General features: G+C 71.6%; 15 protein-coding genes. 5 read left to right on the top strand and 10 right to left on the bottom strand.

Translation table 11 applies throughout. From position 1 onward, the window contains the following. Positions 1-66: 66 nt before the first annotated feature. Positions 67-867 carry an inositol monophosphatase family protein gene (locus ACFY9E_RS17065; protein WP_390984297.1) on the top strand — a complete coding sequence of 267 codons (801 nt, stop codon included), beginning with the start codon at positions 67-69 and terminating at the stop codon, positions 865-867. Positions 868-1,229: 362 nt separating this feature from the next. On the opposite strand, the gene otnI is transcribed toward ACFY9E_RS17065, so the two are convergent. The 10 genes from otnI to ACFY9E_RS17015 form a co-directional block, all read right to left on the bottom strand. Further along, positions 1,230-2,042: a 2-oxo-tetronate isomerase gene (otnI, locus tag ACFY9E_RS17060; RefSeq protein WP_390984295.1), complete on the bottom strand. Its 813-nt coding sequence runs from the start codon at positions 2,040-2,042 to the stop codon at positions 1,230-1,232. 218 nt (positions 2,043-2,260) lie between these two features. Continuing rightward, positions 2,261-2,971, bottom strand: coding sequence for an aspartate/glutamate racemase family protein (locus ACFY9E_RS17055; protein ID WP_390984292.1), 711 nt, complete (start codon positions 2,969-2,971; stop codon positions 2,261-2,263). A gap of 166 nt (positions 2,972-3,137) precedes the next feature. After that, on the bottom strand, positions 3,138-4,001 hold the full coding sequence (locus ACFY9E_RS17050) for a ketose-bisphosphate aldolase (RefSeq protein ID WP_390984289.1): 864 nt from the start codon (positions 3,999-4,001) through the stop codon (positions 3,138-3,140). After that, positions 4,001-5,449: a four-carbon acid sugar kinase family protein gene (locus ACFY9E_RS17045; protein ID WP_390984286.1), complete on the bottom strand. Its 1,449-nt coding sequence runs from the start codon at positions 5,447-5,449 to the stop codon at positions 4,001-4,003. The genes ACFY9E_RS17050 and ACFY9E_RS17045 overlap by 1 nt, the downstream gene beginning before the upstream one ends. A gap of 65 nt (positions 5,450-5,514) precedes the next feature. Beyond that, the gene (locus ACFY9E_RS17040) at positions 5,515-5,784 is read right to left on the bottom strand and encodes a hypothetical protein (RefSeq protein WP_390984283.1); all 270 of its coding nucleotides are present in this window, start codon (positions 5,782-5,784) and stop codon (positions 5,515-5,517) included. Positions 5,785-5,963: 179 nt separating this feature from the next. Then, entirely contained in the window at positions 5,964-7,115 is a 1,152-nt protein-coding gene (gene solA / locus ACFY9E_RS17035; protein ID WP_390984280.1) for an N-methyl-L-tryptophan oxidase, read from the bottom strand. A 39-nt stretch (positions 7,116-7,154) separates the two neighbouring features. After that, on the bottom strand, positions 7,155-8,216 hold the full coding sequence (locus tag ACFY9E_RS17030; protein WP_390984278.1) for a tartrate dehydrogenase: 1,062 nt from the start codon (positions 8,214-8,216) through the stop codon (positions 7,155-7,157). A gap of 73 nt (positions 8,217-8,289) precedes the next feature. Next, the gene (locus ACFY9E_RS17025) at positions 8,290-9,174 is read right to left on the bottom strand and encodes a LysR substrate-binding domain-containing protein (RefSeq protein ID WP_390984275.1); all 885 of its coding nucleotides are present in this window, start codon (positions 9,172-9,174) and stop codon (positions 8,290-8,292) included. A gap of 198 nt (positions 9,175-9,372) precedes the next feature. After that, positions 9,373-9,813, bottom strand: coding sequence for a VOC family protein (locus tag ACFY9E_RS17020; RefSeq protein WP_390984273.1), 441 nt, complete (start codon positions 9,811-9,813; stop codon positions 9,373-9,375). A gap of 235 nt (positions 9,814-10,048) precedes the next feature. Next, positions 10,049-11,062, bottom strand: coding sequence for an RNA polymerase subunit sigma-70 (locus ACFY9E_RS17015; protein WP_390984270.1), 1,014 nt, complete (start codon positions 11,060-11,062; stop codon positions 10,049-10,051). 342 nt (positions 11,063-11,404) lie between these two features. Here ACFY9E_RS17015 and ACFY9E_RS17010 point away from each other — a divergent pair, with 342 nt between their 5' ends. From ACFY9E_RS17010 to putP, 4 genes are all read left to right on the top strand, one after another. Next, positions 11,405-13,882: a PAS domain S-box protein gene (locus tag ACFY9E_RS17010; protein WP_390984267.1), complete on the top strand. Its 2,478-nt coding sequence runs from the start codon at positions 11,405-11,407 to the stop codon at positions 13,880-13,882. A gap of 154 nt (positions 13,883-14,036) precedes the next feature. Then, on the top strand, positions 14,037-15,689 hold the full coding sequence (locus tag ACFY9E_RS17005) for a protein kinase (protein WP_390984265.1): 1,653 nt from the start codon (positions 14,037-14,039) through the stop codon (positions 15,687-15,689). Beyond that, positions 15,686-16,597 (top strand): hypothetical protein, encoded by a 912-nt coding sequence (locus tag ACFY9E_RS17000; protein WP_390984263.1) that lies wholly within the window; start codon positions 15,686-15,688, stop codon positions 16,595-16,597. The genes ACFY9E_RS17005 and ACFY9E_RS17000 overlap by 4 nt, the downstream gene beginning before the upstream one ends. A 157-nt stretch (positions 16,598-16,754) precedes the next feature. Further along, a complete protein-coding gene (gene putP / locus ACFY9E_RS16995; RefSeq protein WP_390985098.1) occupies positions 16,755-20,336 on the top strand; it encodes a sodium/proline symporter PutP in 3,582 nt (1,193 codons plus the stop codon). Positions 20,337-20,967: the final 631 nt, after the last annotated feature.

The raw sequence follows: 20,967 nt of genomic DNA, 5'->3' as shown, positions 1-20,967 counted from the left end.
GTGGCTCATGCTCTGACCGGGAAGGTTCGCCGGGGGCGACAGCCTCGCCTCGATAGTCTGCGCGGCGTGATCAACTCATATGCGAGTTCCGACGATGCCGCGGTCGCGATAGCCGGGGCGCGGGCCGGCGCGGACGTGGTCCGCACCATGTACGGCCGGCGACTCAACCGCATCGACAAGGGTGCCGGGGACTTTGCCACCGCCGCTGATGTGGAGGCCGAGAAGGCGATCCTCGGCGTCATTCGTGCCGCACGGCCCGAGGACGCGGTGCTCGGCGAGGAAGGCGGACAGCAGGGCGCCGCCGGCGCTGTGCGTCAGTGGCTGGTGGACCCCCTGTGCGGCACGCTGAACTACGCCGTCGGCAACATGCTGGTGGCCGTCAACGTTGCGCTGCGCGATGGAGCAGCGGCAGTGGCCGACCCCTTCAGCGGCGAGGTCTTCTTCACCGACGGGGAGACCGCCTGGGTGCGGCATGGCGGGGCCGACGACGCCCTACTGACGCCCTCGTCCGCTGCCCGGCTGGTGGATGTCAACCTTGATCCGCCGTTCCCGAGTGCGCCCGGATTCCGGACCGTGGATCTGCTGGCCCACCCTGGATTCGTCAGATCCTTCCGGCCTCGGGTCGTGTCCACGACCCTGGCGCTGGCCTGGGTGGCTGCGGGCAGGCGCGCCGCGTATGTCACCGATGGCGGCGACCTCTCCAGGAGCGTGCACTTCGCGGCCGGCATCGCTTTGTGCAGGGCTGCCGGCTGCGTTGTCACCGGGATCGACGGTGCCCCGGTCGGTGAGGCAGGTCGCGGGCTTGTGGTCGCCGCCGACGATGAGACCCACGGGCTGCTGATGTCGATGATGCGCAGCCGAAGCTAGTGCTCCGCAAGGCTTTCGCCGGGCTGAAAACTGTCCGGCAACGGCCGAGAGCGCCCGGGGCCAGCAGACGCTCGTGGCGTGCGTCGACGTCGTTGATCTGGAACGGCGTCGGCAGCCAGAGCCTCCTCCGCCACGTCGTCGGAGACGTCGCAGGGCGACACTGGCTGCTCGTGAGCCTCACGCTTTCGAGCGCCGCGCGGCGGGCAAGGAAACACCCCCGACCGTCGGCTCACGGCCGGCACCGGCTTCTTGTCGCCGCTACCCGCCGCGACGGCCCGTCGCCCTGTCAGGCGGCCCGCCGTCCCACGGTCCCGCCTCCCCGGTGCCGTCCAGGAAGCCGAAACCACCCGTGATGACGATTCTCAGGCGCCTTCCCGCCGGTGGCTCCGGTAGTCGTTCAGCCAGCGGAGACCTTCGCTCGTGCCGGCGCGGGGGGTGTACTCGCAGCCGATCCACCCGTCGAAGCCCAGCTCGTCGACCACGTCGAACAGGTGGCGGACGTTGAGCTCACCCCGGTCGGGCTCGTGGCGGTCGGGCACGCCCGCGATCTGCACATGACCGACCCGGCCGGACGGCAGGTCGCGGCGCAGGGTCGTGGTGAGGTCGCCCTCGACGATCTGGCAGTGGTAGAGGTCGAGCTGCACCTTGAGATTCACGGCTCCCACCTCCTGCACCACGGCGTGGGCCTCGGCCTGGGCGCTCAGGAAGTATCCGGGCATGTCGCGGCCGTTGATCGGCTCGATCAGGATGTCGACGCCCACCGCGGCGGCCCGCTCCGCGGCCCAGGCCAGATGGGTCAGGTAGGTGCCGCGGTGCGCGGCTCGCTCGACCGGTGTCGCGTCCGGCCGGACCAGCCCCGCCATCAGGTGCACCCGCGGGCAGCCCAGCGCCGCCGCGTACTCCAGTGCCCGGTCGACCCCGGAACGCACCTCCGCCTCACGTCCGGGCAGTGCCGCCATCCCGCGCTCTCCGGACTCCCACGCTCCGGGAGGCGCGTTGAACAGCACCTGTTCGAGGCCGTGGTCGTCGAGCCGGCGGCGCAGCTCGGTGGCGTCGTACGCGTAGGGGAAGAGGTACTCGACGGCCTGGAAGCCGTCGGCCGAGGCCGCGGCGAAGCGGTCGAGGAATTCGTGCTCGTTGTACATCATGGACAGGTTCGCTGCGAACCTCGGCATGCTGGCTCCTGGGTTCCGGCCGGGGACGGCCAGGGTCAGTGGTTGACGACGTGCTTCTTGGTGGCGAGCACCGCTGCGGCTCCGACGACGAGGGCGAGCGCCGCGACGTACATCGTGATCATCGCCGAGCCGGTGTCGTCTTGAGCGCGCCGATCACAGGTAGCCCGCGAGAGCCCACAGGGCCACCGGGCCGAGGGTCCTCGGCCATGAGGTCCCGGCTAGGCCGTCTCTGTGGCATGAACAGGTCCGGCCGTCTGCTCGTGCAGGACACGCACCGCGTCCTCCGCTCCGCTGCGCGGGCTGGAGAGCACGGGCTTGCCTACGGCTTCGGCGATCGCGGGAGCCAGCCGCGCCATGGACGCCTGGGCCAGCACGATCGCGTCGACCTGCGTGGCCAGCGCCCGCGCCCCGTCCAGCACCATCGCGTCGTGGCGGTCTCGGTCACCGGACATCAGCACCGAGAAGGCGCCCTCGCAGAGCCGCTCCTGGACGGTGATGTCGCGACCTGCCACCCGCGCCTTCTCCTCCACGAGGGAACGGGTCGGCGGCAGCGTCGTGGGGACCGTCGCCAGAACGCCGATGGCGTCCGCGGTCTCGACCGCTGACGCGGTCATCGCGTCGTCGATCTTGACGATCGGGACGGAGACCAGGCGTCGGGCCACGTCGATGGCCGGACCGACCGAGGAGCAGGCGGAGAAGATGACGTCGGCCCCCGCGGACTCCGCCGCCTGGGCCAGGTGCACCATGCGCTGCGTGCTGGCAGGTGAGACCTCACCGTCGCGCACCACGGCTGCGAGCACGTCACTGTCGACGAAGTGCAGGACCTTGGCGTCCGGCGCGAGTTCCGCGAGGTACTCGTTGATGACCGAATAGGGGTTGATGAACAGCAGGCTGGTGTGCAGTACGGCGATCGAAGCAGAGGTGGACATGGTGGCGCTCCAACGGGGTGCGGTATCGGCCCGCGTGCCGAGCAGGGCACGAGAGCGCGAGACAGAGCAGTGCGAACCGCGCGCAGCGCGCACGGCCGGGGGAACGTACGACGGTCTTGTGCCCGTCGGTGTGGTGCGACTCGGGGGACGCGGGGCTGAGTTCAGGTCACGCGTGTCCCCCCTCGGCCCGGGGGCTCAGGCGGCCGATGACCTCCAGGGCGGCGTCCCGGACCGCGTCGCGGCCCGCCGCCCACAGGGAGGCGATGTCGGAACCGGGCAGCGCGGACGGGAGGGTCGCGCGGACGGCCTCCAGACAGGCGCGGCGCAGTTCGGCGTTGACGTTGACCTTGGCGACGCCTCGGGCGAGGGCGCCGTGCAGCTCCTCGACGGGCAGACCGCTGGCGCCGTGCAGGACGAGCGGGACCGGTACGGCCTCGTGGATCGCGGCCAGCCGTTCCAGGTCCAGGCGGACCGGGTGCGTGGTGAAGCCGTGGACGTTGCCGACGGCGACGGCGAGCGCGTCCACGCCCGTCGCGGCCACGAACTCGGCCGCTTGCCGCGGATCTGTCATCGCCGCGGCCTGCGCGACGGCGTCGGTGGAGACGTCCTCGTCGCCCGGCAGGGCACCGAGCTCGGCCTCCACCCAGGCACCGTGGTGACGAGCCCGCCGGACCGTCTCCTTCGTCAATGCGATGTTCTCGGCGAACGGCAGATGGGAGCCGTCGACCATGACGGAGGTGTAGCCCGCCTCCAGGCAGGCCGTGATCTCGTCCAGGTCCCGGCTGTGATCGAGGTGCACCCCGAGGCGGGCGGCGGAGTGTTCGGCCGCGTCCAGCGCAAGCCGCATCAGGGCGTGGCGCCCGGCGTGCTTGAAGGGGCTGGAGCCCGCCTGGATGACGACCGGCCGTCCGGCGTCCTCGGCGGCGGCCGTGATGCCCTGGACCGTCTCCAGGTTGTAGGCGACGAACCCGGCCAGGGCGTGACCGGCGGCCGCTGCCTCCTTCAGGGCATCGGTTCCGTGCAGCAGCATCAGGCGCTCCTCAGCAGGTCGAGGGCGTCGGCGAGCGCGTCGGTTCCCCCGACGTTCCCGGCGAAGACGATGTAGGGGATGCCGGCGGCAGGGCCGTCCGCGGGCTCCCAGAGCGAGACGATGCCGGGGAGCAGCGTGCCCCGGGCCCAGGCACGGCGGATCCGAAGGCCGTGGGTGGCGGTGTCGCTGGAGGTGATACCGCCCTTCGCGACGACGAAGGCCGGCCGCCGGGTGGCGTTGACCTGGCGCACGGCCTCCACGAGCGCGGCGGAGACCCGGCGGGAGATCGCCAGGCTGTCGTCCGCGTCGGCACCCGTCACCAGTACGCGGGAGGTGCGGATCACGGCGTCGGCCGAGTCCAGCGCGCCGGCGGCCGCGGCCGCGACGTCGGCGATGTGGGCGTCACGCCGCTCCTCGTCGAGCAGGAGAGCCACGTCCAGCTCGTACTCGGCGATCCCGCCTCGCTCACGCAGCCGGTCCAACTGCCGCGTCGTCAACGCGACATGCGACCCCACGGCGATGAGACCGTGCGGGGCGTCCCCGCGCAGCGGGCGCAGCTGCGCCGGGGTGAGCGGTGCCCGCGCCGCCTGTCCGGCGCGGGCCCTGACGAAGGACGGCCCGACCCGGTAGAGCAGCCGCGTACCGTTCTCCTCCGCCTCCGCGAGGGCAAGGGCGAGCACCCGCAGGTCGTCGTCGCACACCGCGTCGACCACGGCCGTGCGTCCGCCGCGCAGTGAGGACAGCAGCCGCGCGGTGTGCGCCGGGCCGCCGCCGCGCAGGTCGTCGAGGGTGACGCGCAGGACCTCGTCCGCGGGCACGCGTCCGCCCGTCCTCTCCTCGACCCACTCGGGCAGCGACGAGCTGCGGTAGCCGAAGGTGGCGTCGCGGGCGAACTCGCTCTCGCCGACAGGCAGCAGCCCGTCGGCCGTCCGCATCCAGTGGCGGGAGCCGACGGTCAGCCGCCCCGCCTCGATGTAGGCGGGGACCAGTACCACTCCGTCCGGAGCGCCGACGTCCAGCTCGGCCAGCTCTTCGGCGAGGACATCGGTCTCCAGCGGGAAGTGGCCGCGCAGTGTCGAGTCCCCCCGGCTGGCCAGGACGTAGCCGGTACCCTCGGCCGCCGCCGCGGCGTGCAGGGCGCGGACCACCTCGCGGTTGCGGGCGGTCGCGTCCGCGGGGGACAGGCTGCGGGTGTTGGTGAGCACGAAGAAGACGGTGCTGTCCTGCCGCAGCGCCCAACGCAGGTCGTCCACCGTCCAGGACGTCAGGACGGGCACGTCGGCGACCGTCTGGGTGCCGGTCGGATCGTCGTCGAGGACGACGAGACGGGGGCCGCCCGACACGCGGGCGGCCACTTCCGCGGCGCTCACCTCGCGGACTGGAGGCAGCCCTCCCAGCACCGCGGCCTCGGGTACGGGCCGCGTCTGGGCATGGAGGGGTAGAGACATGGCGAATTCCTGACCTGTTACGAGTAGGTGCGCGGGAACGTCAGTCGAGGTCGCGCTTCATCACGTCACACGAGGCTTTGCCCGGGTCCCCCGACGACCTCGGGACGGAGCAGCTCGGCGAACGCACGGGCGAGCAAGAGGACCTTCTCCAGGGAGAGTTCGGCGAACCCGCGTCCGGTGCTGAGGGTCTCCTTGGCGATGCCGGCCACCGCCTCGTAGCCGAGCGCTCCAGGTGCGTGATGCTCTCCGGGGAACGGAACGCGCTGAGGTAGGGGTGGGAGGTCCTTGAGGGCTGTCCGGGCGGGACGAAGTGCGTCGGCGTCAGTGCCGAGCATGGTGTTTCCGCAAGCTGGTTTTTCTGGACCGCGGCTGCGACCCGGTGACGCACGGATACGACTACGTCACCGTAGTCCCTGGAGGAGCTCAAACCGATTGGGGCCAGGGCCGGCCCGTTCGGACATGACCCCATGACAGAGATGTCGATGTGGGGGTGATGTGTCGTGACCGCCGGGGATCAAGCGGCGCCGACTCCTGCCGGAGCGAGGAAGTCGATCGGGTGATCAGTGGTGCCGTCGAGTGCCAGGTCGGCGGCGATCTCTCCCATCGCGGGCGAGAACTTGAAGCCGCTGCCGGAGAATCCGGCCATGACGATGATGTCGTCCTCGCCGGGGAGATGTCCGACGAGCGGGTACCCGGACGGCGAACCGGGCGGATTCGTGTAGCCCTCCATGTAGGCCGACGTCCTGATGGGGTCGGGGTTCAGGTCGGGCATGAGTTCACGGATGAGCTCGTGGAAGACGGTGAGTTCCTCGGGGCGGACCGTACGGTCGAGCCGTTCGGGCTCGGGCACCGACGCGTGGTACCTGAAGGACAGACCGAGCTTGACGGAGATGCCGTCGGGCGACGGGATTCCGAAGCAGTCGTGGGGTGTGCCGCGCAAGAAGGCGGGAGCCCCGCCCGCGAACCAGTCGTGGCGGGTGGGCAGGTGCCAGGAGCAGATCACCCGGCGGACCTCGACGGCCCGTGGGAGGTCCGGGAGCAGGGTGTTGATCCAGGGGCCCACGGTCACCACGGCGGCGTCCACGTGGTCCGTGCCGTGGTCGGTGACGATCTGCACGCCGCCCCCAGCCGCGGGGACGACCTCCCGCACCGGGGTGTAGCGGTGCAGCCGGGCGCCCAACTGCTCGGCCCGCCCCGCGGCGGCCTGGATCGACGCCTCCGGCCTGATGATGGAGCCCTGCCGGTCGAGGACGGCGGTGTGTCCGTCCGCGAGACGATGCTGCGGGTAGCGACGGGCGAGGGCGTCGTGGTCCAGTACCTCGTGATCCAGACCATGGGCGGCGCTGGCGGAGAGGAGGAGTTGCATGTCCCGTGAGGCGGTCTCTCCCATCACGAGGCAGCCGCTGCTGCGTCGCAGCGAGCGGCCGGTCTCCGCCTGGAGCCGCTCCCACAGCCCGTCCGCGAGCTTCAGCAGCGGGGTGTATCTGGCGTCGCCGAGGTGGACGGCTCGGAACATGCGGCTCTCGCCCCCGGCCGCGCCGCGGTCGTGCCCCGGGGCGTATCGGTCGTAGCCGATGACCTCGGCTCCGCGGGCGGCCAGTCGCCACATGGCCTGGCTGCCCATGCTGCCGGCACCGATCACGGCGACGCGCTTCGGTATGCGCATGAGGTCGCTCCTTTCGATGGTGTGGTCTGGGTGGACGGCTCAGAGGAGTTCGATCAGCTTGTCGGTGAACTCGGCGGTGGTCGCGGTTCCGCCCAGGTCACGGGTGCGGGTATCGGTCTTGGCCAGGACCGACGCGATCGCGTCCGTGATGTCCCTGGCCGCGGCGGGATGGCCGAGGTGGTCGAGCATCATGCCTGCGGACCAGATCGCGCCCAGCGGGTTGGCGATGCCCTGGCCCGCGATGTCGGGCGCGGAGCCGTGCACCGGCTCGAACATCGAGGGGAAGTCGCGCTCGGGGTTGAGGTTGGCCGCCGGGGCGATGCCGATGGATCCGGCGACCGCGGCCGCGAGGTCGCTGAGGATGTCGCCGAAGAGGTTGGAGGCGACGACGACGTCGAAGCGGCCTGGTTCGAGGACGAACTTGGCCGCGAGCGCGTCGATGTGCTCCTGGTCCCAGGCGACCTGCGGGAACGACGCGGCCCGCTCGGTGACGAGCTGGTCCCAGAACGGCATGGTGTGCACGATGCCGTTCGACTTGGTCGCGGAGGTCAGACGTCCGCCGCGCTGGGAGGCGAGCGTGAAGGCGTAGTCCAGCACGCGTGTGACGCCGGCCCGGGTGAACACGGCCTCCTGCACGGCCATCTCCTCCGGGAAGCCGCGGTTGAGACGGCCGCCGACCTCGCTGTACTCGCCTTCCATGTTCTCGCGCACGACGACGACATCGACCTCGCCCGGCCGCGCGCCGCGCACCGGACTGTCGATGCCTTCGAAGACACGGATGGGCCGGAGGTTGACGTACTGGCGGAAGCTGCGCCGGATCGGGATCAGCAGCCCCCACAGCGAGACATGGTCGGGCACCCCCGGGTATCCCACCGCACCCAGCAGGATCGCGTCCTTGTCGCGCAGCTGGTCGATCCCGTCGGCGGGCATCATGGCGCCCTCCCGCAGGTACCGCTCGCACGACCAGTCGTCGTACGAGGTGTAGGACAGGCTGAAGCCGTGGCGGCGGCCGAGAACATCGAGCACCTGCCGTGCCGGGGGCAGCACCTCGGCGCCGATGCCGTCGCCGGGGATCAGGGCGATGCGGTGGTTCGTCGTCATGCCGACCATTGCAGCGCGGCGGTCCGTGGCGCGTCCAAGACGCAGAACGGATCTCCCTTATAAGGGGCGTCTATCAGCTGTCGGTTGCCGAGGTCGCGCTCGTGACGAACGCGGCGGCTGCGGGCGACAGACTGCCGCGGCGGCTGACCAGGGCGATGTCCAAGGTGGTCTCCGGCTCGATGTCCAGGACTCGGGTGCCCAGTCGCCCGGCGAGATCCCGCCAGGAGTCCGTGACGACCGCGAGCCCGACCCCGGCCAGCACCAGGGGCATGAGCGACACGCGGTGCTCCGTCTCGGCGGCGACGGTGAACTCGATGCCCTGCTCCCGCAGCGCGTCGACGTAGGCGCGCATCCCGGTACCCGGCTGCCCGACGATCAGCCGCTGTCCCGCGAGCTCCCGGCACTCCACCGCCGTCCGGCCGGCGAACGGGCCGTCGGCCGGCACCACCAGCACGAAACGCTGCCGCCCCAGCGCATGCGAGACGACCTCCTTGTCGGGGACCGGACCGGCGGACGCCAGGAGCCCCAGCTCCACGGCACCCGTACGCACCATGTCGATCACATCACGCGACGTGAACGCCGCGTTGATGGCCACGGAGACGCCGGGATACCGGTGGCAGAAGGCACTCACCAAAGTCGTCAGTGGCTCCACCGCCTGCGACGGCATCGACGCCACATCCAGGCGCCCCTCACGCAGGTCATGCACCGCCGCGACACTCGCCCGCGCCGTCTCCAGACTCCGCACTGCCTCCCGGGCAGGCTCGATCAGGGCCCTTCCGGCCTCCGTCAGCACCGCCCTGCGCCCGATGCGATGGAACAGCTCGGAGCCGAGATCACGCTCCAGCGCCCGCACGGCCTGCGACAGCGACGGCTGCGACACGTACAGAGCCGAGGCCGCACGGTTGAAGCCTCCACGATCAACGATCGCGAGGAAGTATTGCAGCTGCCGAACGTCCATACGCGCCCTCTGCCCTCGGAGACCGACCGACGACTCGGTCGGTCCCGCCCATGGTTGCGTGAAGGATCGCCTCGACCAAGTACGGACCGCCCAAGCACTGCCGAAATCGTCTCCGAGGTGCGGTCACAGCCGGCTCCGGCGTTTATGCGCGAGGGCATCTCGATGATCTCGTCCGGCTGCATGGTCCGGCTCCGCCTTTCAGCGCAGTTGCTCGGCCAGTCCGACGATGATGCCCTCCGGTCCGCGGACGTAGCAGAGCAGATAGCTGTCCTCGAACCGGGCGATCCGGCCGAGGAGTTCGGCGCCGTGAGGGTGCAGGCGGGCGACGGTGTCCTCGATGTCGTCGACGGCGAACATGACGCGGTGCGTGCCCAGAACGTTGTGCGGCCGGTTGCGCGGAACGGGGCTGATCACCTCGGGGCTGCGGTACTTCGCCAGCTCGAGCCGGCTGTGACCGTCCGGCGTCCGGAGCATCGCGATGTCACAGTGGACGCCGTCGAGTCCGGTGCACTGGTCGGCGACGGGGCCCTCGACCTCCGTCCTGCCCTCCAGCTCCATACCGAGTTCCACGAAGAACGCGATGGCGGCATCCACGTCCTCGACGACGATGCCGACGTTGTCCATCCGCTGAATCGCCATGCTGGCTTCTCCTTCTTCCTGGTGCAGCCGGTGGCGGCCGCTGATGTCCCTGGGACGGAGCCGGTGGCACGTTCTCAACATCTTCAGCCTGCCGGACTGCGAAGAATCCGGCTCGCGCCTCAGCACCGCTGCAGCAGAGCCCGCGAGCCGCAGCATGCTGTCCCGGAAGGGGAGTGGTACGAGGTGCGGGTCGCCGGATTCATCGCCATCGCACCAGCCGGCGTCCACACCGGGCCTATGCGGTGCCGTCAGCCGGCAGGCGCTCCGGCAGCCCGAGCCGCGGGAACCGGTCGTCGTGGAACGTGATGATCTCGGTGATCGCCCCGCCGGTGACGCGCAGGACGTCGATCGTCAGCGGCAGGTACGCGCCCTCCCGCTTCCGCCAGAGGTAGAAGGCGACGGCGGGCTGCCGGTTCACGGAGGTGGGGACGCCCCGCAGGCCCTTCATGCCCTCGAAGCCGCTCTCGACCCAGTCGTTCACCACCGTGTCGCGGCCCACGTACAGGCCCGGTGTGGGCGGCATCGAGCAGCGGACATCGTCCCGCAGCATCGCGGCGAGCACGCCGACGTCCGTGGCCACGCTGGCGTCGGTATAGCGGCGCACCAGCTCGCGCGTCCCGGCGTCCTGTTCACCGCCGGTCCAGTCCTGCCGTTCGGCGGGCAGGTGCTCCCGCATCCCGGCGCGGGCCCGCTGCAGCGCGCTGTTCACCGAGTTGACGGAGTCCCCGAGACACTCGGCGACGTCCTTCGCCGGCCAGCCGAGCACGTCCCGCAGGATCAGCACGGCCCGCGGGCGCGGCGCGAGGTGCTGGACCGCCACCAGGTACGCCAGCTCGATCGTCTCCCGCGCCACGGCGACGGTCTCCGGCTCGTCCGCGTCGCCCGCGGGCAGCTCGTCGAGCAGCCGGTCCGGGTAGGGCTGCAGCCACAGCACCTCGCCGCCCGTCGCGGGCTCCGGGCGGCACTTGGCGAGCAGGTCCAGGCAGGCGTTCGTGGCGATCCGGTACAGCCAGGCCCGGAACGTCGACCGGCCCTCGAACGTCTCCCGCCGCCGCCAGGCACGGAGGAACGTCTCCTGCACGGTGTCCTCGGCGTCCTCGAACGACCCGAGCATCCGGTAGCAGTGCACGTGCAGCTCCCGCCGGTGCCGCTCCACCAGCCCCGAGAACGCCGGCTCGTCGGCCTCGTCCAGCCCGCTCGCGCCCAGACCGCTCACGTCCAGCTCCTCCAGCCGCGTGTCCGCACTCATCACGTCATCCTTCCGCGTCGTCGTGTCCCCTCGTAGGTGTGACGGGTTCGGGCGCGAAAACTCATCAGAACGGCCCGGGCTTCATCGTGCGAGCCGGCGCAGTCGACGGCGCAGGTGGTTCGGGGGCATGGCTCCTGTGCGGGGAAACGCAGGGGGCGGTGGCGGAGGGGTGCATGGGCCGGGCGGCGCCGCGTTCGTGGCAGCGGGGCACGCCGGACGGGCTGCCGAGGGCGGGAGGCGCTCGCCTCACAGGGTCGGCGTCGAACCTGGCATATACCCTTTTAATACTCTTCAGGCTGATCCGCGAGGATCGGGCAGTCTCCCGGCAGGGATGAGAATGCGGTGACGAGGGAGCAGCGGACGCCGGGGCTGTCTGGCGCGCGTCGCGCGGAGCGGGTCGACGGCCTGCCGTTCCACCCTCCTGTTCTCGGCGCCGTACGTACCGTGGCCGGGGCCGCTGCCCTGACGGGTGGTCTGCTCGGGCTGGTGAGCCTGGCCGGATGGATCTCCGACACCGACGTGCTGAAGAAGGTGCTGCCCGGTGCCGCGGTGTCGATGAAGCTCAACACCGCCGTGGCGCTCGTGGCACTCGGCTTCTCCTTGTGCGTGATCGCCCGCGGTGCGGTCCGCCCGCGCGCCCTCGCCGCGGCCCGGGCGGCGGCGGCCCTGGCCGCCGTGCTCGGCGTGCTGACCCTCGTGGAGTACGCGACGGGGGCGGGCCTGGGCGTCGACGAGCTGCTCTTCAAGGACTCCACCGCCGGGGTGGGAACGGGCACGCCGGGACGGATGGCGCCGAACACGGCCGCGGCGCTCACGCTCGCGGGGGTGGCCGCCCTGTGCGCCGGGGCGTCCCGGGTCCCCGCCTGGGTGAGTCAGATCCCGGGCCTGGCCGTCGGAGCCCTGGGCATGCTGCGGCTGTACGGGTCCGCCTACGCGGTGCCCGAACTGGAGCGGTTCGGTGCCTACACGGGCATGGCCCTGCACACCGCTCTGGCTCTCGTGCTGATGGGCACGGCCCTCTTCCTGACCCGCCCGGACGAGGGTCCCGCAGGGCTGCTGTGGAACGCGGGTACGACGGGTGCGCTGGGACGATGGCTGTTCGTCACGGTGGTGGTGGTGCCGCCGCTGCTGGGCTGGGGTGTCCTTGCGGGTGAGGACGCGGGCGTGTTCGGGGTGCGGCTGGGTACCGCAGTGCTCGTCTGCGGTCACGTGGCCGTGTTCACGTCGGTGATCTTCACGACCCTGGCGGTGGGCCGACGGGTGGAAGCGGCTCACGCGCGGCTGGAGTGGCAGGTACGCCAGAACGAACTGCTTCAGGCCTTCATGGATCACACGCCCGCGGTGGTGTTCATCAAGGATCTCGACGGACGCTTCCTGGCGGTCAACACGACGTTCGAGCAGAGCCTGGGCCTGCGCCGGGAGCAGGTCCTCGGCCGCCGGGACCAGGACGTCATGCCGTCCGATCTGGGACGACGAGCGCGGGCCGCCGACCTTGCGATGCTGGCGGAGGGCAAGCCGGTGCAGCGAGAGGAACTGCTCGCCCTTCCGGGGGGCCCTCGGGAGTTCCTCTCCACGCTCTTCCCGCTCACCGACACCTCCGGCATGCCCTACGCCGTCTGCGGCGTGGTCACCGACATCACCGACCGCGTCGCGGCCCAGCGCGAGGCCCAACGGTCCCACCGGCGGTTCCGGGCGCTGCTGGAATCCGCGCCCGACGCCACCCTGATCACGGACGGCGACGGCACCGTGGTCATGGCCAACCCGCAGGTCACCCGCCTCTTCGGCCGTTCGCCGGGCGACCTCGTCGGCACCGACGTGGTCCACTTGGCGCCCGTCCCGCGGCGACGGCGGCACGGCGCCCTCCTGGGCGCCTACCTCCGCCTGCGCGATCCGAGGCCCGTGGTCTGGGACCGGGACCTGTACGGACTGCGCGACGACGGCTCGGAGTTCCCTGTCGAGGTGAGTGTCAGCAGCCTCGAGTCCGAGCAGGAGACCCTCGTCTTCCTGACCGTGCGGGACATCACCGAGCGCAGACGGGCGGAGACCGAACGCGCCGAGCGCTACGAGCAACAGCGCCGGATCGCCTACACCCTGCAGCACAGCCTCATGGGGCAGCCGCCCCGCCTCGCGTACCTGCCCAGCGCCCACCGGTACCTGGCGTCCGTCCAGGACCCCGGCGTCGGCGGCGACTGGTTCGACGTCATCCCCCTCGACAAGCGCCGCACAGGCGTCCTCGTCGGCGACGTGATGGGCCGGGGCCTGGAGGCCGCGGCCGTCATGGGGCAGTTGCGCGCCGCCTCCCACGCCCTGGCCCGCACGGGCGCCACGCCCGGTGTGCTCATGACCGGGCTGGACGCGTTCGTGAGCGACCTGGCGGACCAACTGGTCACGTGCGTCTACCTGGTGATCGACCAGGAGGCGAACGAGGTCACCCTGTGCTCGGCCGGACACCTTCCCGTCATCGCCCTGCCGCCCGGCGGACCGGTCTGCCGGCTGGGAGCCCCGGTCGGTGTGCCGCTGGGTGTCAACGACTCGTCCGGCATGTCACTGCCGTTCGAGGACGCCAGCCACCCGCTGCCGCCGGGCAGCACACTCGCGCTGTACACCGACGGGCTGGTCGAACGTCCCGGTACCGACATCGAGGCCCAGATCGACGTCCTCGCCCACACCCTCGACCGCGAACTGAAGGGCGTTCCCCCGGACCCGGACACGCTGGACCGGGCCGCGGACCGGCTGCTCGGAACCCTCGTCCCGGACACGGCCACCCATGACGACGACGTGACACTGCTCCTGCTCGGCCTGCCGGACGCGGCGCAGTAGCGGTACCGAAGGGAAACATCCCGTTCACCCGGCGGGTCTGTCACGGTCCGGGCACGCCTCGCGCATACTTCTGGCCACGCAACCGCAGTGGCCGAAAGATGTGTCTTCGAGCACGGGGCCGGCCGCCGCCGAACGGCGGCCCAGGGGGGAAGCGATGAACACGTGGGAAGTGCCCGGGTACACCGGGTCGCTCGAACTCGGGGAAGGGGCGAGCGGGCGGGTCGTCCTGGCCGTCCACGAGGAGACCGGCATTCCGGTCGCGGTGAAGTACCTCAGCGAGTCCCTGCGCACCCGGCCGGGCTTCGTGCACGACTTCCGAGCTGAGGCGCGCCTGCTGGCCGGGCTGGAGAGCGCCTACGTCGCCGGGCTGTACGAGTACGTGGAGAGCCCGGACGGCGCCGCCATCGTGATGGAGCTGGTCGACGGCGTCTCGCTGCGTGCGCTGCTGAAGCGGGAGGGCCCCCTCGACCCCGAGGCCGCGCTCGTCATCCTCAAGGGATCGTTGCTCGGACTGGCCGACGCCCACCGGATCGGTGTCGTTCACCGCGACTACAAGCCGGAGAACGTCCTGGTCGCAGCGGATGGATGCTCCAAGCTGGTCGACTTCGGGATCGCGGTGGACGCGGGCACCAGCTCGGGCGTGGCCGGAACCCCCTCCTACATGGCCCCCGAGCAGTGGACCGGTGCGCCGGCCTCCCCCACCGCCGACGTGTACGCGGCCACGGCCACCTTCTTCGAATGCCTGACGGGCCACAAGCCGTACCTGGGCGACAACCTGGCCGAACTCGCGCTCCAGCACGTCGACGCGCCCGTGCCGGCCGAGCAGGCCCCGGAGGCGCTGCGGGACCTGGTGCGCCGAGGCCTGGCCAAGAACCCCGAGGAACGGCCCGCCCGCGCCGAGGATCTCGTCGCGGAACTGGAGGCCGCCGCCGGCACCGCCTACGGCCCCGACTGGGAGGAACGCGGCCGGGACCGGCTGGCCGCCCTGGTGGCCCTGCTGCCGCTGCTCCTGCCCTCGACCCGCGAAGCACCCCGCAGCACCACGGACACGGCACGCACGGTCCTGCGCCGTCAGCCGGGACGAGGCCCGGCGCAGTCGTGGCTACCCGGCCGGCCGGGACTGCTCGTGTCCGCCGTCGCCGCGGCTCTCGGTGCCCTCCTGACCCTCGGGGTCCCGTTCGACCCGGGGACCGCCGCGCAGCGGTCGGCCCAGGCCCTGGCCACCACCAGCCCGCAGTCCGGCCGGGGGCCGGCGGCTCCGCCCGCTCCCAAGGACTCCCCGCCGTCGGCGTCCACCACGCCCACCGAGTCGGCCGGGCCCTCGCCGTCACCCACCGCATCGCCCTCGGCCCCGACGACCACCGGTTCGGATGCACCCCCGGCCCCCGCCACCCCCTCCGGCGACCAGGAGACCACCGCGCCCGGCGGCCCGGCCACCGCGGCGACACCCACGACCACCACGCCCGCCCCGCCTGCCGCGCCCGCCGTCAAGGACGTCGTGGTGTCGGCGTTCCGGCAGACAGGTCCCACGACCGCCACCGCCACCATCGGAATCACCACGGAGGGCACCGGCCCGGTCTCGATCACGATCTCCTGGTTCACGGGCCCCGCGGCGGGCCGGCTGGGCACTCAGGACGGCGCGTCCCAGACCTTCGAACGCAGCGGCGCCACCCAGTACACGCTCACCGTCGACCACACCTTCCAGACCCTGGACTGTTACTGGGCGGTACAGGCCACCACGACCCCGGCCGCCGCCGACGGAGGCGCCTCGCAGCAGCTCCTCACCAGGCGGTGCGACCTCCGATGACCGCATACGACGACCACGCTCCCCCGCCCGCCTGCGAGCCCACCGAGACGCCGGGACCGGTCGACGAGCCCACCGAGGTGCTGCCCACCGCCGGCCGGCCGGCTCAGACGCTGCCATCCATGGACGAGCGGACCGAGGTGCTGCCCACCGCCGGCCGGCCGGCTCAGACGCTGCGCTCCGTGGACGAGCGGACCGAGGTGCTCGTACCGGCACCCGAAGGGGGCGCTGCCACCCGCGTCCCCGGCACGACCCGGGACCTCCGGCCCGCCGGCAGCGGCGCCCCGGGCGACGGGCCGGGCCCGGCCGACGCCGAGTACAGCGCCACTGTGCTGGCCAGCCACTGGGTCGAGCGCCCCGAACGTGACGAGACCCTCGTCGAACAGGCGGCGCGGAAACGGCCGGTGCCGCCCGACCGCGTCGAGGGCACCGTGCTTCGGTTCGGTCCGGGCGTGACCGCCACCCTCGCGCACCGCACCCACCGGATGCTCGCCGCCGCCCCGGCTCCCCCACCCCGGCGTCACCGGCCTCGCAGACACGCACTGCCCGTGCTCGTCGTGCTCTGCGTCCTCGCGTTCCTCGCCTGGCAGCGGCTCGGGCCGCCTCTCACGGTCAGCGCGGCCACGGTCACGGCCCGGCCGACAGAACTCGGCTGCGACGGCACCGCGTCCGTCGTCGCCCTCGTCACCACGAACGGCCGCCCGGGCACCCTGTCCTACCGTTGGGTCCGCAGCGACGGCACCGCCTCGGGCGTCCTGGAAGAGGTGATGGTCCGGGGACAGAAGCGGGCACGGCTGCATCTGCGGTGGACCTTCCAGGGGCCGGGGCACCGCACGGCCCGGGCCGAACTGCGCATCCTGTCCCCGGCCGAGCGCACGGCCACCACCCGTTTCACGTACGCGTGCCCCTGACCGCTCGCCCCGTCCGGCCCCGGAACCGATCAAGAGCGGCCCACGCACCCAGCCGTCTCTCACAGCCGGGATCTGTACATTTGTACCGAAGGCAAGACAAAATGCCAGGCGTGCCGATGGCCATGCCCCTCCCATGACCCTCGCAGGCGAGGACCACATGTTCGATGTGAGTGCGCCGATCCTGACCACGTTCCTCGTGTATGTGGCCGCCATGATCGGGATCGGCGTCTGGGCGTACACCCGCACTCGTACCTTCACGGACTTCGCCCTCGGCGGCCGCAGACTCAACGCCTTCGTCGCGGCCCTGTCCGCAGGCGCCAGCGACATGTCGGGCTGGCTGTTCCTCGCCTTGCCCGGAGCGGTGTACGCGGCGGGCCTCGGTGCCAGCTGGATCGCCGTCGGCCTGGTGATCGGCACCTACCTCAACTGGCTCTTCGTCGCCCCACGGCTGCGTACCTACACCGAACGCGCCGAGAACGCCGTGAGCCTGTCGGCCTATCTGGAGGAGCGGTTCGAGGACCGCACCCGGATGCTCCGAGTGGTGTCGGCCGCCGTCACCCTGGTGTTCTTCACCGTCTATGTGGCCAGCGGCCTGGTGGCCGGCGGATTGCTGTTCGAGCAGGTCTTCGACATCCGCTTCGGCCTCGGGGTGACCCTGACCGCCCTGCTGATCGTCGTCTACGCCTGCCTGGGCGGCTTCCTCGCCGTGAGCATGACGCATGTGATGCAGGGGAGCCTGATGTTCCTCGCACTGGTCGTGCTCCCCCTGACCGGTGTCACGGTGCTCGGCGGTTTCGGGTCCCTGGAGGGCGCCCTCGACCGCAAAGCCCCGGAGCTGCTCGACATGGGAGCCCGAGTCGGCTACGCGGACGGTCAGTGGTCGGCAGACGGGTCGCTCGGAACCGTGGCCACGGTCTCGCTGCTCGCCTGGGGCCTCGGCTACTTCGGCCAGCCGCACATCCTGGCCCGCTTCATGGGCATCCGCAGTACCCGTGCGATCCCGGCGGCCCGCCGGATCGGCACCGTCTGGGTCGCCGTCGTACTCGCCGGCGCCACCCTCGTCGGCCTGGTCGGCATCGCCCAGCCGGGCGCTCCGCTCGGTGAACCGGACACGGTGTACATCACCCTGGCCCGGACCCTGCTCACTCCCTGGGTCGCCGGTGTGATGCTGATCGCCGTCCTGGCCGCGATCATGTCGACCGCCGACAGCCAGCTGCTCGTGTCGTCCACCGCCCTCACCGAGGACTTCTACCGCGCGTTCCTCCACCGGCGGGCCGGGGACCGGACACTGGTGCTGGTCGGCCGATGCGCCGTCGTCGTGGTGATCCTGGTGGCCTACGTGATCGCGCTCAGGGGCGGCGGGCTGCTGGACATCGTCGGGCAGGCCTGGGCGGGCTTCGGAGCCGCCTTCGGCCCGGTGGTGCTCCTCTCCCTGTACTGGCCGCGCATGACGTGGGCCGGTGCCATGGCCGGAATCGTGTCGGGCGCGGGCACGGTCCTGTGGTGGGACCAGATCAACCCGCTCCTCGGCCCCCTGGAGTCCGGCATCTACGAGATGGTGCCGGGCGTCCTGGTCGCCACGGCCGCCGCACTGCTCTTCGGCAGATTCGTCGGCCGGCCGCCCAAGCGCGCCTTCTGGCGGATGCCGAACGGAGGCGTGAGCCAGCTGATGGTGACGCCGTTCCTCAACGACGCGCCCATCGGCATGGCCGTCCTGGACGCGGACCTGCGCTACGTCTGGGTGAACGAACCACTGGAGCGTCTCGTCCCCCTCGAACGACGACTGGGACGACAGGTGAGGGACGTGCTGCCGCGGTCGGAGGCCGAAGCCTTCGAGGAACGGATGCGCAAGGTCCTCGAGACCGGGGAACCGGTGCTGGACCACGAGTACCGCGCCCCCAGCCAACTCGCCCCCGACCGGATCCGCGCCTGCTCCGCCTCCTTCTTCGGCATGAAGGACCGCAAAGGCCGCACCGTCGGCGTCTCCTACATGGTCGTCGACGTCACCGAGCGCTGGCGGGCCCAGGAGCGCCTGGCTCTGCTGAACGACGCCGGTGCGCGGATCGGCAGCACGCTGGAGGTGACGCGGACAGCGCAGGAACTGGCGGAGGAGGCGGTGCCGTCCGTCGCCGAGTTCGTCGCCGTCGATCTGCTGGACTCGGTCATGAGGGGCGAGGAACCCGCGCCGGGCCCGGTGGGCATGACACCCGCCATCCGCCGCGCGGGCCAGCAGTCCGTGCGCGAGGGCTGTCCGGAGGCGAGCCTGGCCGTGGGCGAAACGGTCAGGCGTGCTGCCTTGTCTCCGGTGACCCGGTGCCTGCAGGAGAGCCGGACCCTGGTGGAGCGGATTCTCGACCTTTCGGCCAGCGCCTGGGTGACCGAGGACGAGTCGCTGGGCTCGACCTTCCGCGACTTCGGCTTCCGCTCGGTGATGGTCGTGCCTGTGCGGGCGCGTGGCGTCACCCTCGGGGTGGCGACGTTCGCCCGCACCGACCGCACCGGCCCGTTCGAGGACGACGACGTGCGTCTCGCCGAGGAACTCGTCTCCCGGGCCGCCGTGTCCGTCGACAACGCACGCCGCTTCACCCGCGAACGCACCGCGGCCCGCTCCATGCAGCGCTATCTGCTGCCACAGGAACTGGCCGGAGGCTCCGCGCTGGAGGTGGCCTCCTGGTACCTGCCCGCGGACGCCCCCAGCGGTGTGGGCGGTGACTGGTTCGACGTGATCCCGCTGTCCGGTGCCCGGGTCGCCCTGGTCGTCGGAGACGTCGTCGGGCACGGCATGAACGCGGCGGCGACCATGGGCCGCCTGCGCACCGCCGTGCGCACGCTCGCCGACCTGGACCTCCCTCCGGACGAGCTGCTGGCCCACCTCGACGATCTCGTCATCGGCCATCTGGGCGCGTACGACGGCAAGGGTCCGGCGGCGGCCGGTGACGAGAACGCGGGCGCCGCGTTCCTCGGGGCCACCTGCCTGTACGCCGTGTACGACCCGGTCAGCAGACGGTGCACGCTGGCCAGGGCCGGCCACCTCCCGCCCGTGATCGTCGGTTGCGACGGCACCGCCGGCGTTCTCGAGCTGCCCGCCGGACCACCCCTCGGGCTCGGCTACCTCCCCTTCGAGTCCACCGAAGTGGAGCTGGCCGAGGGCACACTCCTCGCCCTCTACACGGACGGCCTCATCGAGACCTACGACCGGGACATCGACGTGGGTCTCAACCGGCTGGGCGACGCCCTCGGGGCGCGCGGGCCGGCGCTGGAGGAGATCGGCCAGGGCACGGTGGACGCCCTGCTGACCGGCCCACCGTCCGACGACGTGGCCCTGCTTCTCGCCCGGACCCGCGTCCTGGCCCCGGACCAGGTCGTCTCCTGGAACCTGCCCGGCGATCCGGCCGCGGTCGCCCACGCCCGGGGTCTCGTCGGCCGGCAACTGGACGCGTGGGGCATGCCCGGCCTGACCTTCACCTCGGAACTCATCGTCAGCGAACTGGTCACCAACGCCATCCGCCACGCGACCGGACCCGTCGAACTGCGCCTGATCCGGGACCGCGTCCTGATCTGCGAGGTCTCCGACGGCGCCAGCACCTCACCACGGTTGCGCCATGCCCGGACCACCGACGAGGGTGGGCGAGGACTGCTGATCGTGGCCCAGCTCGCCCAGCGCTGGGGGACCCGCTACACGACGACCGGCAAGGTCATCTGGACGGAGCAGGCCATCCCGACCGACGCGCTCGACTGAGGGCGTGCGGCCCGGAAGCCGGCGGCGCGCCCGGCCACGAGATCCTCGATCCGTACGGCCGGCACCATGCTCCGGTCGAAGACGGCGGCCGGGGGGAGGGACATGTCCCGGCGTGCGCCAGGCCGTGACGGCCTCAGTCTTCCGCGTGAGCCAGCCACAGGTCGGGGGCGCCCGATCGTGCGTGCCCTCATCCTCGGGCGTACGGCATGACCGGACCAGGACCGACCCCACTCGCCAGCTGATCGCGCATGAACTGCTGGACATCTGAGGCGATCAACCTGTGTGCTCCGATCATCCTGGCACTGGCGCCCCGGATCGTGGCGTACATCGGCGAGCCGTTCGGCTCCGACAAAGCACAGGCTCTCTTCCAGGCGTTCGGGCTGTTCTGGCAGCACGTCAGCGCGGCCGTCGACTTCAACCAGGACGGCCGGATCACTCCGCTGGAATGGCGCACAGGGCTGCGCCGCGCCTTCGCGGACGACGAGGCCGGCTTCACCGAGGGCCTCCGGCCGCTGGCCGAGGCCCTGTGGGCGCTCGACCGCGGCACCAACCGGCACCTGGCCTTCGGCCACGGCATCCACTTCTGTCTGGGCGCCCACCTCGCCCTGGCCGAATTCACCACTGACAGTTG

Source organism: Streptomyces sp. NPDC012466, from assembly GCF_042955215.1.
GTDB lineage: Bacteria > Actinomycetota > Actinomycetes > Streptomycetales > Streptomycetaceae > Streptomyces.
The sequence above is the reverse complement of the archived record's forward strand: the minus strand, read 5'-3'. Positions and strand labels throughout refer to the sequence as shown.